The sequence below is a fragment of the Candidatus Zixiibacteriota bacterium genome (genome assembly GCA_029860345.1).
Classification (GTDB): Bacteria; Zixibacteria; MSB-5A5; order GN15; family FEB-12; genus JAJRTA01.
In genome coordinates, this window is record JAOUBJ010000016.1 from 1 (window position 1) to 21,120 (window position 21,120).

A 21,120-nucleotide genomic window follows, 5' to 3' on the forward strand; every position below is an offset into this window, starting at 1 on the left:
CCGTGTACTACTCAGACATCTCCGGGTTTGACCAGACACATATCTATGTTCGTGGTGGTGCAACTCGACCGGGATCAGCGGGAACCATCTACTTCAAGGACAGTACCGAAACTTATGGAAGAGTGGAAATTGACAACGAGAATTATGGTTCGTCCAAATATACCCCACTTTTTACTAACCTAGACACAATATCGGCACTCGACTTGTACAGCACTGCACGGGCCGAACAACACGGCACAACTCAACCATTTTTGAGAGTGCTAACTACGACAACTATTAGAAGCGGTACAGTATTTTGGGTCAACGGTGGTGCAGATTTTAGATGCAATGACTTGCTCATTCGTTCAGGGGGCCAAACAACTTTCGACAGTCTTTACTTTCATGATCAAGGACTTGTCACGGTTGAATCTGGTGGAGTGCTTAGTGCAGAGTCGCTTTTTGTAAGTGCAGGTGCTCAATGCTTGGGAGGGGGTACTATTAATGGTTTTATACAAAATGCTGGGGTTTTTTCACCTGGTGCGTCTGCCGGAGAAATGACAGTTAATGGTGACTTTGTGCAAACCGCCAGTGGCACTATTGAGATTGAAATTGGAGGCACTGTCCCAACGACAGACTATGCCGTTTTGGATGTAAACGGTGAAGCAACACTTAACGGAACCCTAAGCGTAAGTTATTTCAATCTATTTGAACCAATTGTCGGAGACAGTTTCCAAGTTATTGACTACAATTCTCACGTAGGGACGTTTTCTGATTTTCAGGGCTTGGATACGACACTGATTGGAGTCAATTATAGAGATTCTGGAGTTGTTTTGTTAGCCGATTCATCGGACATAGTGTCAACACAAACTCACATCATTCTATCACCTGCTGGGAATATCCCATTTGTGGTAAATCTCAGCGATCAATCTGGCCAACCAGTCGCGGGCTCAAACGATGTCTGGCTGGACTTTACTGAATGCAATGGAGTTGTCGGGTGTCCCTCCGAAGCGGCGTGGCCGATTGTGCCAGCAACGGGTGTGTCGGGTCTTGACGGAAACATTCGCTTCTGGGTCAATGCCGGCGGTTGCACTCAGGACTCAGTCAAGGTGGTGACGTCACACGGGATGATTGCAAAGGTTGCCATCAGATCACTCGATCCCAACGGAAGCCTCTCAATTAACTCTCAAGACTTCAACGGAACCTTTTGCAGTGATTACAATCTCGATGGAATAGTCGATGGAGCAGATTGGGCAGTATTTAGTAATCACCTTGGACAAAACTGTCTCGAAGGTCCTTCAAACTATTTACGTGTGACGTTGACAACAGCACCTGGATCTGGCTACATCTATTCTGGAGATACTTTGTCAATCATCGCATCCTTTACCAGTAGTTCTTCAGAGGATATGGTTATAGACAGCGTCGTGTTTCTTAATGCGGGTTTTGGAATAGCCTCAACTTGGAATCAAATTGGGACAGCTTCAGCATTTCCTCTCTTTGCCCTTGATACGGCCATCGCTTCATTCCCTTTCACTGTTCCAGCTAGCGGACACGGCTGCTTTCAAATCCGGGCTTTCCCACGATTTTCACTGAGTAAATCCTCAGTTCGCAGTGTATCGAGTGATACTCTGCTTTATGGATTTAGTATGGAGATGGGAGAAACCTGGGCTTGGTTAAAAAGTTCGGAGGGCCAAATCTTAAATGAGGTTCGCGTTGATTCAGTGACCGGTGAACAGGATTATTCGACATTGCGGCTTATGGGACTAACAAAAGAACAGTATTCAACACTAGCTTCTTATGAGGCAAGTGGCTTAATACAACTTCTTTCATCGCCAGTTGCAGACATGGCCGCGAACAGGTGGGAGACAGGATTTACTGAATACCTAGGGACAAAACAGGATACCGTACTTCGTCGCTTATCTGCCACGCTTGTGATACTCAGAGATATGTTCAGACTGAACTCAGACTCACAAGCAGTCCTGAAATACAGTCACTCGGAACCATGTGATTGCGATCCTTCACCCAACGGTTGCGGCCCAGAAGGAGTACTCAATGTACTCGTGCCAGATTTTACAGATTGTCACACTCAATGCTGTAACACTCATGATATTGCTTATTGTGCCGGTGGTGGTGGTACAGAAACTGATCGGCTAATTGCTGACAGTCGGCTAGCTGCTTGTATGATGGGCTGCGACATGTTGGGGCTCTACCTTGGACCAATATACGGAGCTGCAGTTGGTGGCCTGGGTGATGGGTTCTATTGTTATGATGAACCGCCACCTCCTGCACCAAGTGCGGGACGACAACTAAATACCGATGCTCGTCCAAGGCCTGGAGGAGATTCAGACGGGGACGGAATACCTGACGCAAATGACCCGTGTCCTCAGACTGCTCCAGGTTGCCGAGCAATGGCACATGTGTTTGGAGGATGTGCCCCTGGATCGTCCTTTGGATGTCCTCATGGTGATGATCCTGGTGAACATGATGCTGTTCCGTTTCGTGATCAGGATGACGGAGATATATATCCATTTTTTATCCCATTGGGTGATGCTTTTGGTGACTCCCTATTAATCACAATGTTTGAGTTTTTCCCAGCGGGTTGGAGCGTTGAATTGGAAGACTCATCCTCTTTTTACGCGGTGCCAGACACAATTTTCGGCATTATTTCCCACCCAGAAATCATTAATTGCTATGACACAGGTCGTGTCATTTTCGTAGCTTATGGAATGGATGGAGAATATGCTGGAACAGCAGATGCCTCAGTATTCATTGTTCGAGATAGAGGTGATCTGGATGGGAATGAATTAATCGATATCTCAGATGTGACAATGTTAATAGATCATCTCTTCATAAACTTGGTTCCATTAAATCCACTCTATGCCGCAGAACTCACCCATGACAATCAAGTGGACATTGCAGACTTGACTCGCCTGATCGACTACTTGTACGTTTCGTTGTCTCCAATTACCTGCGACCCACCTGCAGCTAAAACGAATCAAACTTCCAGTGTGTCAGTGGCTGTCAATGCGACCGTCGATAGTTTATACACGACTGTTTCTGTCGATGCTTCGGCTTCATTGCGAGGGCTGGAGTTGACCCTTGTTGGGACGGATCTTGCCAAACCGATGAAACTTGTGAATGATAGTCTGGATATGATCTTTGGTCAGGTTGAGTCTGTGGTCAGGATTGGGATTTTTGACAAGAATGGCCCCAACACGATTAAAGCTGGAAAAACCGAAGCTGTTCGAATACCGGGAAAGTTCCGGCTTGAATCAGCAAGAGCTGCTGATATTGCATTCAACAGCATTCTTGCAGACATTAACTCAACGACCGAGCCAACGCTTCCCAAAGAGTTTTCATTGAGCCAGAATTTTCCGAATCCGTTTAACCCTAAAACAGTTATCTACTTTAGTCTTCCAAAAGCATCTAATGTTGAATTAGTGATTTACAATGTGTTAGGACAGGAGGTCAAAACACTAACTAATCGGAACCATCCTCCGGGTGATTACGAAATAGAATGGGATAGTCGCAACGATGCCGGCAATGAGGTTGCAAGCGGAGTATACTTATATCGAATCGTTGCAGGTGATTATCTCGCAACTAAGAAAATGCTCTTGCTGAAGTGAGTCTGGCAGTGGATTTAATAAAGTCGAAGAGAACAAATTCTGTGACAAGTGTCAAGTTTTTGATGCAAGTCGTATTTGCATTGAGCTTCGCCCCATTGAAAGCATATGGACAACCAGCTGGGACGATTTCGCTGGAAAGCGTGGCCGGAGAATTTGGAGGGGATTCGATCCAGATAGGTGTTAATGTCGTCTTTTCCCTGCGATACACTAATGCTTTTGAAAACAGCTGGAATATCAGTAATGGCTTTGTTATTAATTCTCCCGACGGCGCTGACTGGAGTGGACCAGTATTTGGAGACACGATTAGTGGACTGATTCCATCCTCTAATTTTGATGCCATATTTGTAATGAACAGCTTTATAGGTACTGCAATCCCTCGTCGTGACACGATAGGAATTGCAGGTGCCTTTATAACCGGAGAGGGATTACCACCAGGTTTTGATGGCGTGCCATATAGTATAGCAATCGGACAATTCGTAGGTGCAGACATTGGGAAACACATTTGTATTGATACAAGTTTTTTCCGAACAGGTGGATATTGGAAATGGGCAGCGCCTGGAGGGCTTGTTGAATATCCGGAGTGGGATGGGCCTTACTGCTTTACAATTGGCCATTGTTGTGATGGAGTGACAGGCGATGCCGATGGTGATAATGCTGGAACAGCAGATATAAGCGACCTAATCTTCATCATAGATTATTTGTTCAGGGCAGGACCGCCATCTGTTTGCTTCGGAGAAGCCGATGTAGATGGCAATTGTGCTGTCGATATCTCCGATTTGACTTACCTGATAGACCATATGTTTCGACTGGGACCGCCGTTAGTGGACTGCCATAGCTGCACCAAGTAATTGACGATTAGTAAGTTAGAAATTCGCTTGCACTCATAGATTCTGATAATCAAAGTAGGTTCTTAAGCCGCATCCTCGATCACCCAGTTGCGGAACTCGTTCCGCAGACCCCTTTTTCGGTTGTAGTTCAGAACGGGGACACCGTAAAACTCCTATGCCGCAGTTCTAAGATAGTCCACGATGGCCCGCCATATAAATATGTTTTTCCCTGGCGCTTCGATAGCAATCTCCTCTATAGGTTCATGCGGCAGTTCCAAGATAGTCTGCGATGGCCCGCTTATTTGTGTCCGAGAATATTCGAGCCGAACACGTAATGCAGGGCTCTGTTTCGATATCCATCAGTTCGACTATCGCAAAGACATGGTCGATGGCTGCTCGGCGTGTGATGACTCACGCCCGGCCGTCATACCTTCAACGCCAGTCTCCCACCGCAATCAGCCCGGCCCAACTAACAGGATGATCCGGTAGACCCCGCTCTCGCAACTGCTGGATTCTCTTCAATTGAAGCGAGCGGAGTTTCTCCGGAAGGGACTGATCTTGTCGATCATACAGACCACCGGCAATCTCGGCCGTGACCTTGTCCGAAAGTGGCCAAAGTGCACTGATAACGGTACGGGCTCCGGCCAGTTGAAAGACTCGTCGCAAACCGTACACCCCTTCACCCTGCAAGACTTTCCCCAATCCTGTTTCGCAGGCCGACAATACGACCATATCGGTGCCAACCAGGTTCATCGAAGAGACCTCATAAGCGGTCAGCACACCATCCTCCGCGCCGGTGCTGTCGATACCGGCACCGAGAAGATTGGCCCCGGCCAGAAAAAGACCAGACCGTAACAGTGGATTGAAGTCGGTCAATCCGATGGTGGCATCATCATGGTCAACAGTTGGGAGTCGCCCAATCCGGCTGGGGACGAAGTAACCATGGGTGGCAATGTGAATCACCCTGTGGCCCGGCGCCCCAGCCTTGAATCGTCGCTCACTGGCCTCGGGACCGAGGAATGTCTCGAAGGGCTCTTCCGTAAAATCTCGCCATACGGAAACGACTTGTTCGATTTCGGTTCGCGTCGCCGGCAGTGGTGCCAGCAGGACATCCCTGAACTTTCCGTTACCGGATCGCAGGTTCCAATTGTGGCCTGGTACCGGCTCGGTCGGCTGTTGTTTTTGGGTCTCCGGACTCACAGTTCGTTGGGCGACCGAGGCATCGAAGTCGGGGTCGGCCATTGCGAACAGACCGCTGCCGGATGGCGATTCATGATCCAAACGGATCAGATCACGTCCGCACGACAAGTAGTGGATAGCGTGTCCTTCCACCAGGTAGCGGTCGGTATCGTCAACCAATCCGGCAAAAGATATCATGTTCAAAGCGCCATCGGGGGCAATTATCATCAACTGTTGATCAGCAACCTCCGATTGGACTGGTTGCCACACGCTGAGGTAAAGTTGTCTGGCGATGGTCAAGTAGCTTTCACGATCTTCCGGTAGCAGTTTGCGGTAAGCAGCCGTCCGAGAGATGTGTCGGCGATAGGCTTCCACCAGAGAGTCGATGGTCGATGCCCGACCAAGAGCTTTCACAACCGGTTCGGCCTCTCCGGAAACGACGACGGCCAGGTAGTGGGATATGGAACTGTCCCGGCCTGGTTGAGCCTGATCGTACTTCACATACTCGACCAAAACAGAGTTCCCGGGGAGATTGGTTCGGATCCGCTCGGTATCAACGTTGACCCGGTCCAGGCGCCTTCGGTAGCTGATGCTGCTGCGGGATAGGTCCTCTTCCAGTCCGGCAATGGTTGTCCGGAGCGTGTCGACTACTGTTCGATATTCTCCGACATCGTCGCCGGGTCCACTGACGTACAAACGAGAAAGTCGATACTTGGCCCGTCGTAAGGACTCGGCCAGAATAAGGATCAATGAATCGGACTCCGACACCAGGGTTCGTTGTCGACCGAACATTTCGTCGGTCACCAGTCCCTTGGTGGTCATTGCAATGTCGGCCGCCTTCCTGGCTTCGGATCTGTCGGCGGCCTCATGCTTGGAATAACAAGTGAAGAAGTTGTCAACCGACCTGCGCATCGATTGCGAATAGCCAAGTGCATCCTGCTCGGTAAGCACCACGGCGTTGTCGATGAAGCTGTTTCGGTTGATAATACAAGCACGCTCGGCCAAGCGACAAGCCTGCTCGGGCTGACCGCGAAGGTGATACAACCGGCTCAGGTTATCCAAAACATTCGCCACCTGAGGGTGGTTGGGACCCAAGGCCTGTTCCCTAACGGCCAGCGATCGCGTATAGCACGACTCGGCTTGAGTGAACATCCCCTGCGCGGCGTATGCAACGCCCAGGTTCTTGAGGCTCAATCCCAACTGGGGATGATCCGGGCCAAGAGCGTTCTCCAGTACCGTCTGTGACCTGAGGTAGTATGACACCGCTCCGGCATGGTCGGCTCGTGCTCGGCAGATATTCCCCAGGTTGTTCAAGCTTGTGGCAAGTGACTGGTGATGACCACCCAGGCTCGTTTCTTTGAGACGCAGGGACCTTAGGCACAGCCTCTCAGCTTGGGTATAGTCGCCTTCTATCAGGAAGATATTGCCAAGGTTGTTTAGGGTCGTGGCCAGGATCGGGTGGTCCCAGCCGTGCGATTTTTCTCTAATGGCCAACGATCGTTGGTGGGCTTTTTTGGCCTTACTCAATTTTCCCTGGGTCGCATAGACAAGGGCCAGATTGTTCAACATGTTGGCGTTGTCGGGATGGTCGACGCCCAGCGTTCTTTCACTGATGGCCAGTGACCTTCGATAGAGAATCTCGGCGTCGGCCAGTCGTCCAAGGTCGGCGCAGATGAGAGCCAGGCTGTTTAGATTTGAGGCGAACTCAGGGTGGTCCGGGCCGAGTGCTTTTTCTCTGATTGCCAGTGCTCGTCGGTACAGCGATTCAGCTTCCGTGTATTTCCCCAACTCGAGATAGAGTCCCCCAAGGTTGCCCAGACTGGTCGCCACGTCCGGATGCTCCGAATCAAGCACTGATTCTCTGATGGCCAGGGACCGTTTGTGAAGAGTCTCGGATTCCGTGTACCTGCCCTGGAGTTTGTAGACAACGGCAAGATTGCTCAGACTGGTAGCCACATGCGGATGATCGGAACCCAGAGAGGTCTCGCGGATATTCAACGATTGCCGGTAGAGTGCTTCGGCTTCTGTGTACCTGCCCTGAATCTTGTGGAGTACGGCCAGGTCGTTCAGCCGAATGGCCACGTCGGGATGATTCGGCCCAAGAGCTTCCCTTGTGATTTCCAGTGCGTGCTGGCAGAGTGCTTCAGCCTCTGAGTACTTGCCCTGTTTCTGGTGCAGCACGGCCAGGTTGTTCAAGGTGGTGGCCAGGCGTGGGTGGTTCGGACCCAGCTTCTTCTCTCTTATGGTCAGGGCCAGTTGATACAACGGTTCTGCCTCTGTGTACCTACCCTGCCGCACATAGAGATTGGCCAGGTTTTGCGCATAGCGCGCGACGTTGGGGTGATCCGACCCCAGGGCAGTTTCGCCGATAGCCAGAGCACGTTTGTAGAGAGGCTCGGCCAAGCTGTATTCGCCCTGGGCAACATACAGAGAGGCCAGGTTGTTCAAGGGACCGGTTACCTGCTTGTGGTCCCAGCCGAAGGATTCCTCATATACGGCGAGGGCACGCGTACCGACCACTTCGGCCTCATCATACCTGCCCTGATGTTTGTACAGCGCGGTCAGGTTGTTCAGCGTTTTGGCGATGTCCAGATGGGCCGGATCGAGTACTTTCTCCCTGATGGCCAGAGCTCGTTCCCACAATGTTGCGGTTTGTTCGTAATCGGCAAGGTAGTAGCGGTACACGCCGAGCCGGTGCAGAACCGTGGCGACAGCCGTGTCCTCCGGGCCGAGTTCACTCTCGGCCATGTCCAGAGCAAGTCTTGCGATGACCGTTGCTGAGTCCTGTTGTTGCGCCTTGGACAGCGAGTCGGCGATGGTGAGCAATTCGCTAAAACTCTGGGCAGAACCACCAGAAGCTCCTAAACCTATGGTGATGACAAGTCCAACAACCAGAGGCTTTACGGTCACTATGATAGCCTACCTTTCGCGTTCAGCGTTCCGGGGCCGCAGACGGCGGGGCGCAGCGGCCCGGGTGGAGCCTGCATGGAAACAGACTACTCTGTTATTTTGAACAAGTATACCTGCTTGGCTTCCGCCCTTTCAGTTTGCGCCTCGAAGATACTCAGTCGGTATCGCCCTGGTTCCAAACGGGTAAGATCCAGATCCAGGCTGGCTACCTCTCGCTGGTCAAAGTTGTCGAATTCCGGGTTGGCATAGACTATCAAGCCGTCCTCCGATTCAATCACAACCCGGTAGTCTATGCCAAGGCGGTAACTGTCGAACTCGAAGGTTAAAAGAGCATGTCTGCCGTTCTGCTTGCTCAGGCTTGTCATAACTGAACGAATCGGGCTGAGGTGGAGAGACTGTCCATACTCACTGACGGATGCCTGATCGGTGCTTCTAAATCCCCGATAGGCCGGGATCAGCAAGACCAGCACCAGCAGGTAAGCCACCAGCGGTCTCAGCATAAACGGCGTACTCGGCCAGAGATGTCTCCAAATTATCTGCCATAACGACTCCCCGGTCTCACCTGTGGACAGGGACTGATCCACTGCTGCCTTCACCCGATTGCTGTTACTGAGGATAGCAGCCTCCGATTCAAAGCTGTCCACCAGGGTGTGGCAGTGTTCGCACTCAAGCAAATGCATCTCGAACCGCTCACGTTCCGTATCGTCCAGTAAGCCCAGTTCAAATGCGTGCAGGAGGGCTCCTTTGTTATGGTCGGTACACGTTGACATAGCTCACACCTTGCCGGTTTCGAGGCATTCGCTCAGCATGGAACGTCCTCGGTTGAGAATCGAGTACATATTATTGCGCGACACTTTCAAACGACTACAAATCTCGCCTGCACCGTATCCCTGGTAAGTTAAACTCAGGGCGCGGGCGTATTGTCGGCGAATCATAACCATCTTCTTCAAACACTCCACCAATGCCGACTCCAGATTCCAGTCGGGCTGAACGCTTGCCTTGGTCGCCATGCGTTCATTGTTCGGATCGTCGACCTGTCTTTCAGCTCTGGTTTTCTTGGACTGAAGGTAGTTGCCTATCTTCATTCGCAGCACCGTATAGACCCACGCCTCAAAACCCTGATGGAATTCGGCGCTTTTGTATTTCTCCAGTACCGTTGCGCAGGCCCGCTGGACAACGTCCTCGGTCTCATCGGGCTCTCGAACTCTTCTTTTGGCCACGGTCAAAAATCTCGCACGCAGAATTCGAAATAACTGTTCCTCGGCCTTGCGATCACCGGATAGGGCCTTAGTCAGATATCGATTCACTTCTCTCCGTCAATACTGGATGTATCTATCTCAATTAGCGACACCTGGCGATGATTGTCAAGGGGCAGTCCGGTTCGGTGGAGCCCGGCGCCGGGTCACATACACCTCCAATGACGGGAGACAAGACCAACGGTAACATGCACGTCGCGGTTCTTAGTAGGCTGGGTCCGTCTTCGCCTGCGCGCCGCGTCGTGGACCCGCCGAGTTCGGAGGAACACGGCTTGACCGTGTCAGGTCTCCAAGAGAAGAGAGAACTGACCTACAAGAGAAGACGGATGCCGGATCAAGTCCGGCATGTCGGAGTGATGAGATTGCCGCGTCCACGCGAAGCGCGTGGTCTCGCAATGACGAGAATTGCATGGGGTTCAACAGTCCCCCATACCGTCGGTTAATCCAACAAAAGCGTGGGTTTGTTGCAAGACATCGGCACTTGATCAAAAGAACCTATCAGATGAACAGGCGAGAGTGAGAACCACAATCAAAAACGGGAGATAAGACATGAGACACTCGTACATTTTCACCATCGTGTTAGCCGCGGTTGCCGTTGTCGGCATAGCCGCTGCCTTCCAGGCGCCTCATCCGGAGGAGACACCGGCGCACGAAGCACAAGGAAGGGGCTTGCCTGTCTCGGGCGGGGTCGTCCAACACCAGCCGCGAATGAGACCCTTTTCAGCAGACCCAGTGGTAGGGGGAATCACCATCGGCGGCTTGTTCGGTAACGCACCGCTCTGTTTTGTTGAGAACCGAGGTCAACTGCACCAGGATGTCAGCTATTGCCTGGAAGGAACCGACAAGACGGCCTACTTTACGCCCTATGGTGTTACCTTTGCTCTGACGGCCGCCAAAGAACAAGCCGGGTACAACCAAAGGTGGGTGGTGAAACAAGACTATGTCGGTGCCGAGCCGAGTCGCCCGACAGGGCAGGAGCCAACAGGGGCGAACATCAGCTACTTCAAGGGGCAGCCGGAAGATTGGATGATCGATCTTACAAGTTTTCGGAAACTGATTCACCGTGATCTGTGGCCGGGTATCGACCTCGTTTATACGGGATTGACCAACCGGCTGAAATACGACTTCGTGGTGAAACCTGGGGCTGATCCCAACCTGATCAGGCTGGTCTACCGTGGAGCCACCGGCGTGACGATTGATAAAGCAGGACAACTGGTTGTAAGCACACCGCTCGGCAGCATTGTCGATGGTACCCCGTTCGCCTATCAACAGATTGAAGGCCAGTTGGTGGAAGTGCCGTCCTGTTACAATCCTATTCGGAATTCTACCGAAAACGGTTTTGAGTACGGTTTCAGCCTCGGCCGTTATGATCCGACGCAGCCTCTGATCATCGACCCTGAGATACGGATGAATCGGCGCGGCGCATCTGATCGGTCGGCGGCGTCCGGCGGCAATTACGCAAAATCCGGACTCGGTGATGTGGAAGTTCGTTTGAACGGAGGCGACGACGTTGCCTACATCGGCGACACCAATATCGTCGAATTCTGGATTATGAACGACGCTGTACTTACCGCGATGAGCCTCGGCCTCGAATTTTCAATCGGACGTACCTATCAATTTGATCCCAACCACGGCGGTGCTTCGAAATATGTCCAGGAAAAGGGGGACGCTGTCGGCGCGTGGGATTCAGGACTTTTGGAGGTTGTTTCGATCGATAACCTGTCATCGGACTCCATCGGAATCGGGGGTGTAGTGTTTGTGCCGGGCTCCGGGCTGCCTGTTCACATGCCGCAGGCTCTCTGTTATACGATGGCCGTTTATATAGATCCCGGACAGGATGAACTGGTCAACGGTTTCTGTGTTGACAACATCTTCATGCAGCCGAGCGTCCCTTGGTCGTTCAACGATGATGCCGGCAGCTATGCTCCGGACTTTCAGGGTCATCCTAATTCGAGCGAGAACGATCCGGACGCCCCGGAGGTCTGTTTTGATATTGTCCACGGGCAGCAGGAAATCTGGTGGAAGGAACCTAACGGTATCTACATGCCGGACTTTGACCAGAACCAGAGCGGTTGGCAGAATTTCTGCGGACCTACAGCCGCGGCGGACTGCCTTTGGTGGTTCCATCTTCTACACCCGGAATGGAACCTGGTACCGGCCGGTGTGACGGCACCGGACTTTGTGGAGCAACTGGCCGAACTGATGAGCACCAATGTCGCTCCATCGTCGGGCACTCATGTCGACAGTATGCAAAGCGGTATACGAAAGTGGCTATACCTGCAAAACTGTCACGGTGAACTGGCCGAAAGCACCTACTACATGCCGACCTACGAGTTCTGTCGTGATGAGTTGATGGACTGTCATGATGTGATTCTGCTGCTCGGGTTCTGGGAGGTGCAACAGATCATTCCGGATATGCCGCAGCAAGGCTGTTTTGAAATACACTGGGAACGTATCGGCGGTCATTTCACCACCATGGCCGGGGTCGACGAGATCGGTTACATGGCCGGATTATCCGATCCCGACAAAGACGCCGCCGAGACCTCCCTGATTTTTCCGCCCAGTCGCGTTCTTGGACCCAATCACAATCATCCGACCGGACACAACGACGGCATCAGTGTGTCGCACGACGTTTACGACGTGTCCACCCTTGGTATCAGTCCCGGTGGTCTCTGGGAGATGCCGGATTACTATTACATAACCAAAGGCACATCGATTGACAAATACGGCCCAGGGACCAATCCCAATCCGCAGGCGAAAAGCCGGCAGGTGACCATCTGGTGCGACGATCTGCCGCCATGGGTCTATCCCACCGCCAAGGTTACCGAAGTGGAAGCGGCGGTAGTTGTATATCCGCGTCCTCCGGTGCGCGATACGGTCACTTGTGAACCACAGAGTGGTCCCGACTCGACGCATCCATCCACCTATTTCTATGACGTAACACCGGGTGAGTTTGGGCGCTGTGACTTTCACGTGAGAGTGTACGACAGCATCGAATCAAACTACAGCAATTGGGTGCAACCGAACGGATGGCAACATGCCTTGCACAAAGTAGGTTCGGCGTGGTGGGTGTCGTGGTACAACCCGCCGTGTGACAATGCCATCTTCAGCAAGTTCCGCTTCCAGTTCGACAACGACAATGAAGCTGTCTGGGGAGACTGGACCACCACCATCGACGGCAGCATTGATCCTTACGCTCAGTTGATCGACTCCGCAGGCAATCACAGCAGCGAATCGAACGGATATGGCTACCGTGTTCATGTGCCGAAGATGACTCCACTTGTGGACAGTGCGATCTCGCTCGATACCGTTATTGGCTCTTACGACGGTGATCTTGTTGCAGGCGAAGACCTCAAGTTCGTCATGCGGCTTACATACAACCCCGGCAGCAACCTAAACGGTATCAATAATGGCTTCAGAGTCTACTCGCCGGACGGCGCTACCTGGCAGCCGATTGTCGGCGACACCATTAACCTGGGATGGTCAGGCATATTCGACCTCGGACCCTTCATCAACTACAATAGCGCCAACGGATCGGGCGCCGACACGGTAGGTTTCAATGCCGCTGCTATCCTGCAGGGCATGACGGCACCTTTCGATAATCAGGTTTGGTGGATCCAGACAAAAGTATCGGACGCCGACAGCGGCAAACATTTGTGCGTGGATTCCTCCTTCTACAATCCGGGTGGGAACTGGGTGTGGGCCGTTCAGAGTGGGACTTTTATCTTCCCCAGTTGGGACGGACCGCACTGTTTCCAGATCACCGGATCGCAGACGCAGCCCGATGGTGGCGATCTGGCTTACTGCGGTTACGTCGGCGGATCATCCGGCGACCTCGGTCATGCCGTGGCTGTGGACGCCGAGGGATGCGCGTATATCACAGGCGGAACCCTCTCATCCTCATCGCAGGGTTTCCCGGTGAAGGTCGGTCCCGATCCGACCTACAACTATTACGGTGATGTCTTTGTGGCCAAGGTCAGCCCCGAGGGAGACTCGTTGATCTACTGCGGTTACATTGGAGGTGAATGGAGCGATGCCGGCTGCGGAATCGCCGTCGATGCCGAAGGCTGTGCCTACGTCACCGGTTACACCGAATCTCAGTATGGTTTTCCGACTATCGTGGGTCCGGACTACGGTCTGTCCGGAACACGCGATGCCTTTGCCGCCAAGTTGAATGCATCCGGCACCAGTCTGGTGTACTGCGGATATATCGGTGGCTGGGGTGAGGGACTGGGCGAGGTCGGGTACGACGAGGGGAGGGCTATCGCCGTTGATGTCGAAGGATGCGCCTACATCTCCGGATTCACCAACTCTGATCAGAACTATTGGTCGCAACTCGCGGTCGGACCGGACCTCACCTATAACGGTGGCGAGTACGACGCTTTCGTAACGAAGGTAGCCGCCGACGGCAGCGGCTTGATCTTCTGTGGCTATGTCGGAGGGTCCGGCGACGATTACGGATATGGCATAGCCGTGGATGACGGTCAGTATCCATACGTTACCGGATACACCAATTCAACAGAGTCTACATTCCCCACTCATATCGGCCCTGACCTCACGCACAACGGCACCAACGACGCATTTGTGACCAAAGTCGATTACATGGGAACGGGGTTCGTTTACAGCGGGTTTATCGGTGGCTCCAACCAGGACTATGGACACGGAATCACTGTCGATCTACAGGGAGCCGCCTATGTGGCCGGTGATGCATTCTCAACCGAGGTGTCCTTCCCGGTGGAAGTCGGTCCCGACCTGACACAAAACGGCAGCAACGATGCTTTCATCGCCAAAGTGATGGTCAACGGAACCGGATTGACCTATTGCGGGTACATCGGTGGCGAGGATTTCGAGAGCGGCTACGGTGTCGCCATCGACGCCACCGGCAATGCCTATGTAACGGGCAAGACATGGTCTACCCAGGCATCGTTCCCGGTGATCCAGGGACCCGATCTTACCTTCAATGGCGCATCCGATGGCTACGTGGCCAAAGTGAACGCCGCCGGCACGGCCTTGGATTACTGTGGCTATATCGGAGGTGCAGCCGACGAGCAGGGTAATGGCGTCGCGGTCGACCAGATCGGGAATGCTTACATCGCAGGATCGATTAACTCAGACGAAGCATCCTTCCCGGTTGAGATCGGCCCTGACCTGACTCACAACGGAGGTGGCAGTGATGCCTTTGTGGCCAAGGTTTCGGTGTCGGTGTCTTGCTGCATGCCACCGCTTCGGGGAAACATCGACTACGATCCGGGTGATCTGATTGACATCTCAGATTTGGTCTACCTGGTCGACTACATGTTCACCGGTGGTCCCGCCCCGCATTGCATGGAAGAGGCCGACATTAACGGCGACGGGCAGCATGACATCGCCGATCTCGTCTTTTTGGTCGACTACATGTTCAGCGGCGGCCCCGATCCGGCCGGATGCGGCAAGAGCGGATCACTCTGTGCCCCATCGGAGGCCGACCCCGGCGTCACCCTGTTGTTCGACTATGCGGATGGCTACACGACTATCAGCCTGGATGCAGATATCGCTATCCGTGGATTGCAACTGGAGCTGGTCGGAGACGGTGATGGTGTCGTGCGCAAGTTAGGCGGTGATCAAATCGACATGGTGTCGGGAAGTGACGGGCGCGTCGTGAAGATAGGTATCCTTGATCTCGACGGACCTATGACCCTTGAAGCCGGTAGCTGTGAGATAGCGAGTCTCAAAGGACGCTACACCGTGACCGAGGCGTTGGCGGTCGACAAGAGCATCCGGAAAGTGCTGCCGACCGTCCTTGCTTCAGCGAACGGTCCAAGTCTGCCGAGCCACTTCGTCCTGCACCAGAACTACCCCAATCCGTTCAATCCGACAACGGAGATCGGCTTCGCTCTTCCCCGTGCTTGTCACGTATCGCTGAATATCTACAATGTCCTGGGACAGCGGGTGACGACATTGTTGAACGAGCGGCTCGAAGCCGGCCACCACTTTCAGGAATGGCATGCCAACGGAGCAGCCAGCGGCGTGTACTTCTATCGCATACGTGCCGAAGACTTCGTTCAGACCAAAAAGATGATGCTCCTGAAGTAATAGTTTTCGAACATGAGCTTCATCGTGGGGCGGGTCGTCGTGACCCGTCCCATGTTTGTTTTGGGTGGTGTTGGGTGACCCTGCCTCTGGTTCTGCCGTCTTTCATTGGCGGAACCGCTAATCCGCCGCGGCGGACGCCCTACCGTCCGCATCGTCTCTCTACTGCATCATTAGCACAGCCCTGAAGAGCACAGAACAAACCGAAAGCAATCCCATCGATAGGACCGAATAAAGATAGCCGCGATTGCGCGATACGTCGTAGATGATCGACAGGCCGATGCCGATAGCAACAATCTCCCAGATGAGGAACAGGTCAATCCGGGACAGGGCAAGGGGAAGAAGGCGGCTCTCGCCAAGGTACGGCGCCAACACGGCGAGTGATAATGACACCGACGTGGTTTGCTTAATGAGCATCAACGGCGCCAGAACAATCTTGCCGACTGCATAGATTACCTCGCCGTAGAGCATAACCGAAAGCACTTGTTTGAATCGGGCCGCGCCGGGGTAGACAAGGTTTCCCCAGAGCATGCACAAGCCTGCCGCAATCAGCGGGACCAGGAACAAAACCACGTTGTCATTGACCAGAACCTGGCGTTTCATGGAACGCGCTTCTTCCGGCGTAAACTCCATTCGACCCTGCGTCTGCTCCTGCGTTCTTTCCATCAGCGTCTCAAAACTGATGTCAATCGTAACCAGCGAAAAGGTGATGAGGAGAACAGCGAACGCTATGAACGGCGCAAGGAGGCTCGGGCGTTCTTTTGACTTTTCGAAGAACGCCGTCGGACTGTAGAACACCTCCGCCAACCCCCGGAAGGAAAGGGTACGGTCTGTGACGGGGCGGTAATCTGTGTTGACAGTAACCGATCTATCCATAAAAGCTCTCTCGCATTATATATCCTCGAATCTCAATGATAGAATCTTCGCACAAAATACTTTTCGGACCGTCGATGCGGGCTCTTCAATGCGGTCGCTGGAGCACGTCGACTTACTCCAGCGACAAACAGTTACTCCTACCTCGATCAATAGGCTGAAGTGATGTAGCAGCTCTCATACGAACACTGGCAGTCAGTATCCGAAACTAAACAGCACGTGTAAGAAAGCCCGGCGAACAGGTAGGTTGATCTGCAAGCGTAGTGTATTTCTATAGCCTGCGTTTGTGGCGCTATGAATCCGACGGCAAAAGCCGCCAGAAGAACACTACACAACAGTATGGTCGTGACTTTCCGCATGTTACTCACCTCCTTTCAACAGTCAAGCGGTTGCTGGTTTCACAGAAGTAGGCTTCTGCCTGATCCTTCTATGACTCTTCCCCGGGGTTGATTGCAGTAACTACTTCGAATGGATCAAATCCCTCGTGGAACCCATGCTGCATGAATTCGATGACGCCGTTTGCGCTCAGGCCGACCAGGCTCGGGAATCGGCTGATCTCATAGTTGGAATGGAAGCTGAGATCGGTGTCGCAATAGAGCGCGAACGGGATATCCGACTCTTCGCTGTAGGCGCGTGCCTGTTTCACTTCAGCCACACAGATACCCACCAGCTGCAAATCCGCCGAGAGTGTGTCGGTGTACGTTTTCCATTGATCGATAGCTTGCGTGCATGGCGCGCAGTCAACTATCATGAACATCACAACCGTACTCTTCTTCCCAATGAATTGATGGGTGCTGACCCGGTTACCCTCCAGGTCGAATAGCTCCACATCCGGGAACATCTCTCCCGCTTTCAGCAGACCTACTTCGTGAGGATTACCGGGACCCGACCCTTTCACCGCCGCGGACCCAAGTCGCCATCCGACATACTCATTCCCTGCGACCAAGCCGACAAAGGCTGCGGCAATGATCCCCAATCCTACGAGAATGGCGAATTTCTTTTTTGTTCGTGTGGATTTGTCGCTCATACGCACCTCCGGCTCCCGACATGAATTGGATTCATGGCATACCTATCCGCCTACATGAAGCAATGATTTTCATTGCTCATGACTCCGTTAAATGCAAGCCTGTGCGCTCTGTGTTGTCGGTCAGATCAGTTGGTATTCCTCAGAGGAAAGAGACTATCCCACCCGTGCGTGAGACAGAAAACCAACAGGTGTCAGTTGCCCATGATTGTTTGTTGTCCGACACCTCTTTCCCTGAGCCACGTTACACAATCGAGATGGGTTTGTCAACAGATATTTTCGGCCACGGTGGTGTTGGGCGATCCTGCTCTACTCCGAACAAGTGCGGCGGGTCACACAGATTCGCTTACACAAATTCGCAAGACCCGCCGCAACGACTTGGCCAGTCGGCCGACAGCACATGCAAATGTCTTTCTTCTGCATTGGATTGAAATCACAAAAAGAGTATCTTCCTGTAATGAATCGGCTAAAGCTCCGACCACATGTGGAGCGTCTAAACTTCGTAAACAGGAGAACCCGAACATGATGCATAACAAAAGATACGTCGGGCCGATCTTAGGGTCACTCTGCCTTGTCTGTTTGATCGTTGGGACACTGGTCCCCACCGGCTCGATTCGTTCAGCCAACGACGACCCAACTAAAGTAGATGACCTCGCGTTCATCGCCGGCCAGTGGCGGGGGGAAGCGTTTGGTGGCATCTGCGAGGAAGTATGGAACGCACCTTCGGGCAACAGCATGATGGGGATGTTCAAACTCATCCAGCAGGACCGGATCGTCTTTTACGAGTTGATGATTATCGCCGAAGACTCAGCAGGCATCGCCCTCAAACTCAAACACTTTAATGCCGATCTGACCGGTTGGGAAACGAAAGATGATATGGTGACGTTTCCATTCGTGAAGATGCAAAACAACAAGGCCATCTTTGAAGGTATCTCCTTTCATCGCAAGACGACCGACACTCTGCTGGTGACCTTGACCACGGAACACGACGGTAAGATCGACACGACCCGGTTCGTCTATCTTCAGGTCAAAGAGTAATCCAAACGGACTTGCCGGCAAGAAGCGATCAAGTGAAGCGCCTCGTTAGGAATCAAGAAAGGTGGGGCCATCGAACTTTGGTGATGTAAGCTTGTCAACATCATCGTCCGAGGCGATGGTCCAGGCCAGGTCGAACGGGGGAACTTTTTCAAGCATCTGCACAACATCTTGCGCCAGGTCTCGAACTTTGGTCTGAAACTCGAAGTATTTCTTGGTCTCTCGAAAGGCTTTAGTTGAGTAGGCGTAATCGGACATATCCGTATACTGGAAGTTCGTGAACTCAGGCGGTAGCACTTTTCTACCGCTGAGAACTATGGGTATTATCAGGTTAGCGCCGGTGATTTTGGTACGTTGGACAAAGGTAAGCCACTCACGCATTGCCCATTGGCTGTGAAAGTATCGCGCTGAAGCTACGACAAGCAGAAGTTTCGACCTGGCAAGGGCGGTACCAAGGCGAGCCGGTAAGGAGTCCCCTATTTGGATCTCCCCAACGTCGAAAAACACTTTCAGCGGCTTCCCCGTCGCTTCTTCAACCCACTGAGACAGTAGCCGCACAAAATCACGCATCCACTCGGCAAGCATCGGACCCTGAGCATAGCTGACGAATATGTCGTACTCATATTCGCCCGATGGAACGCTGGACACCTGACTGGTAATAGACTTGGTAAGCCTGGTTGCCCGTTCTGCTTCGGCTCTGGCCTCTTCCCCCAGCCACTTTTCAATATCGGAGAAGTCACCGGCCAGAAGCTCGGCGACTCGATTGTACACAAACCCCATGCTCTCAGGATCGCTCATTCCGTGCTCCACCACCGCAAGCTTCTCGCCGAATCCGAAATAGTCGATTTGAGGTATCTTTATCCGTTCGAGGACCGAGCGCGGACTGGCCCAGCTGGGAAGCCAATCGCTATAGAACTCAGAAAGCGCTTCTTCGAATCGATCAATCCAGTCCTGAGATTCTTCAAACTCTGATCGCACGCTGAACCTTGAAGGCAGTGGAAAGATCGTTAGGGGCATCCGATCATAAGCCAGGGCCTGTCTGGCCCGTTGGGCGAATCGGATTACATCACGGACACCATACAGACTTTGATAGTTTGCCGTAAACATGGGGACAACGATATCGGGAAGCTGAATAGTGCAAATCCCCCCCGCGTCGGTCAGTCCTGTTCGACTGTCGATCAGGACTATGTCAAAGTGCTCTCTCCATTTGTGCCTGAGGTTCTCGATAAAATCCCCACCCCCCTGTTCGGCGAAGAATGCACTCCAGTTGAACCTGTTCAGTTCTTTAGCATATTGAGTATTACCTTCGCGACCACTCTGGAGCAAGGCAAAAGCCACGTCACTTTCATGATCTATCACCTTCCACAAGTAGTCTTGGTAGTCAGGCGTTTCACCATCGGCCGCAGCCAGAATCAGCGGCAGCAAGCCGGCCCCACCGGTCTCCATCTTCATTGAAGCAAAGTACCGTTCCAAGCCGGGGGCTTCCAGGTCCCAGTCGACCACAAGCACACGGAGGCCACGACGTGCGAGTAAGAGGGCGATGTTGGCCAGCGCCATGCTACGACCGACTCCGCCCTTATACGAGTAGAAAGTTACAATACTGCTCATCTTAGGCGAGTCCCGGAACAGCGGTTTGGGTTGGTTTTTGCTCGTTGTAATAGACCCGGTAGAACTCGGCCGCGGCTGTCTTCGGCCATTGCGGTTGCCACTGGGGCGCAGCCTCTATTGCTTTGGCGATGGCTGGCGCTTGCTGGTTTAAGATTTCATCCAACTCCTCAGCTCTGGGACTGTCTTTGGCCATACGGACGTTAAAACACTCTCGAAGCTCGAAGTATTGGATTCGACTGATCTCGGCTGGAAACTCGTCGCCGTCGTGTATGATTCCCGGTATCACCAGCCCTCTCGGATTGTCGGGCTTTCTGCGAGAAGTTTCTTCTTCTCTTGCGAGCATGATTGACAGCTCCTCCATGCACCATTTACTATTGAAGTAGGTCTTCGACCAAAGAGGAATCAGGACTCTCGATGTGGCCAGTTTGGTGGCCAGTTCAAGCGGCCAGTCGGTTCCGGCTTCGATTTGATCATCAATAAAGATAACCGGGTCCCTGCCGAGTTCGAGACTCACGCGAAGGGTGAGTAGCGGCTGTAGGTGTTGGTGAATCCAGCGAAGCGTCTCCGGATTCCGACGATAGCTAAGAAAGATGTCGTATTGATAAGCCATGGTTCGGTTTATATCCTTTTACATGCAGTTGTCAAACGAGTAGCTCTATTTGCCGCTGGCGCTTTTTCCAACCAGCACCCGGAGGTTGTTTTCTTGCCTACGAAATATAGTGCGATGCAACACATTT

11 protein-coding genes are annotated in these 21,120 nt (G+C 52.7%); 4 read left to right on the top strand and 7 right to left on the bottom strand.

Annotated features, from left to right (window positions below; all coding sequences use genetic code 11):
• Window positions 1-122 precede the first annotated feature (122 nt).
• Together OEV49_14595 and OEV49_14600 are read left to right on the top strand one after the other, a co-directional pair.
• Window positions 123-3,602: a T9SS type A sorting domain-containing protein gene (locus OEV49_14595; protein MDH3892303.1), complete on the top strand. Its 3,480-nt coding sequence runs from the start codon at window positions 123-125 to the stop codon at window positions 3,600-3,602.
• A gap of 8 nt (window positions 3,603-3,610) precedes the next feature.
• On the top strand, window positions 3,611-4,450 hold the full coding sequence (locus tag OEV49_14600) for a hypothetical protein (GenBank protein ID MDH3892304.1): 840 nt from the start codon (window positions 3,611-3,613) through the stop codon (window positions 4,448-4,450).
• 411 nt (window positions 4,451-4,861) lie between these two features.
• Here OEV49_14600 and OEV49_14605 read toward each other — a convergent pair whose 3' ends face one another.
• The 3 genes from OEV49_14605 to OEV49_14615 form a co-directional block, all read right to left on the bottom strand.
• Entirely contained in the window at window positions 4,862-8,518 is a 3,657-nt protein-coding gene (locus tag OEV49_14605; protein ID MDH3892305.1) for a CHAT domain-containing protein, read from the bottom strand.
• A gap of 86 nt (window positions 8,519-8,604) precedes the next feature.
• Window positions 8,605-9,288, bottom strand: a complete 684-nt coding sequence (locus OEV49_14610; protein MDH3892306.1) for a zf-HC2 domain-containing protein — start codon at window positions 9,286-9,288, stop codon at window positions 8,605-8,607.
• Window positions 9,289-9,291: 3 nt separating this feature from the next.
• Window positions 9,292-9,825, bottom strand: coding sequence for a sigma-70 family RNA polymerase sigma factor (locus OEV49_14615; protein ID MDH3892307.1), 534 nt, complete (start codon window positions 9,823-9,825; stop codon window positions 9,292-9,294).
• A gap of 498 nt (window positions 9,826-10,323) precedes the next feature.
• Between OEV49_14615 and OEV49_14620 the strand changes: the two genes are divergently transcribed.
• The gene (locus tag OEV49_14620; GenBank protein MDH3892308.1) at window positions 10,324-15,846 is read left to right on the top strand and encodes a T9SS type A sorting domain-containing protein; all 5,523 of its coding nucleotides are present in this window, start codon (window positions 10,324-10,326) and stop codon (window positions 15,844-15,846) included.
• Between the two features lie 159 nt (window positions 15,847-16,005).
• On the opposite strand, the gene OEV49_14625 is transcribed toward OEV49_14620, so the two are convergent.
• A complete protein-coding gene (locus OEV49_14625) occupies window positions 16,006-16,719 on the bottom strand; it encodes a YIP1 family protein (GenBank protein ID MDH3892309.1) in 714 nt (237 codons plus the stop codon).
• Window positions 16,720-17,143: 424 nt separating this feature from the next.
• Window positions 17,144-17,743, bottom strand: coding sequence for a redoxin domain-containing protein (locus OEV49_14630; protein ID MDH3892310.1), 600 nt, complete (start codon window positions 17,741-17,743; stop codon window positions 17,144-17,146).
• A gap of 519 nt (window positions 17,744-18,262) precedes the next feature.
• Here OEV49_14630 and OEV49_14635 point away from each other — a divergent pair.
• Window positions 18,263-18,778 carry a DUF6265 family protein gene (locus OEV49_14635; protein MDH3892311.1) on the top strand — a complete coding sequence of 172 codons (516 nt, stop codon included), beginning with the start codon at window positions 18,263-18,265 and terminating at the stop codon, window positions 18,776-18,778.
• Between the two features lie 45 nt (window positions 18,779-18,823).
• On the opposite strand, the gene OEV49_14640 is transcribed toward OEV49_14635, so the two are convergent.
• Both OEV49_14640 and OEV49_14645 read right to left on the bottom strand, forming a co-directional pair.
• Window positions 18,824-20,383 (bottom strand): TIR domain-containing protein, encoded by a 1,560-nt coding sequence (locus tag OEV49_14640; GenBank protein MDH3892312.1) that lies wholly within the window; start codon window positions 20,381-20,383, stop codon window positions 18,824-18,826.
• 1 nt (window position 20,384) lies between these two features.
• Complete coding sequence (locus tag OEV49_14645) at window positions 20,385-20,993, bottom strand: toll/interleukin-1 receptor domain-containing protein (GenBank protein MDH3892313.1); 609 nt, start codon at window positions 20,991-20,993, stop codon at window positions 20,385-20,387.
• Window positions 20,994-21,120: the final 127 nt, after the last annotated feature.

Coding starts and splice junctions, on each gene's coding strand:
- OEV49_14610 (MDH3892306.1), bottom strand. CDS start 9,288: ATGTCAACGTGTACCGACCATAACAAAGGAGCCCTCCTGCACGCATTT.
- OEV49_14620 (MDH3892308.1), top strand. CDS start 10,324: ATGAGACACTCGTACATTTTCACCATCGTGTTAGCCGCGGTTGCCGTT.
- OEV49_14625 (MDH3892309.1), bottom strand. CDS start 16,719: ATGGATAGATCGGTTACTGTCAACACAGATTACCGCCCCGTCACAGAC.
- OEV49_14630 (MDH3892310.1), bottom strand. CDS start 17,743: ATGAGCGACAAATCCACACGAACAAAAAAGAAATTCGCCATTCTCGTA.
- OEV49_14635 (MDH3892311.1), top strand. CDS start 18,263: ATGATGCATAACAAAAGATACGTCGGGCCGATCTTAGGGTCACTCTGC.
- OEV49_14640 (MDH3892312.1), bottom strand. CDS start 20,383: ATGAGCAGTATTGTAACTTTCTACTCGTATAAGGGCGGAGTCGGTCGT.
- OEV49_14645 (MDH3892313.1), bottom strand. CDS start 20,993: ATGGCTTATCAATACGACATCTTTCTTAGCTATCGTCGGAATCCGGAG.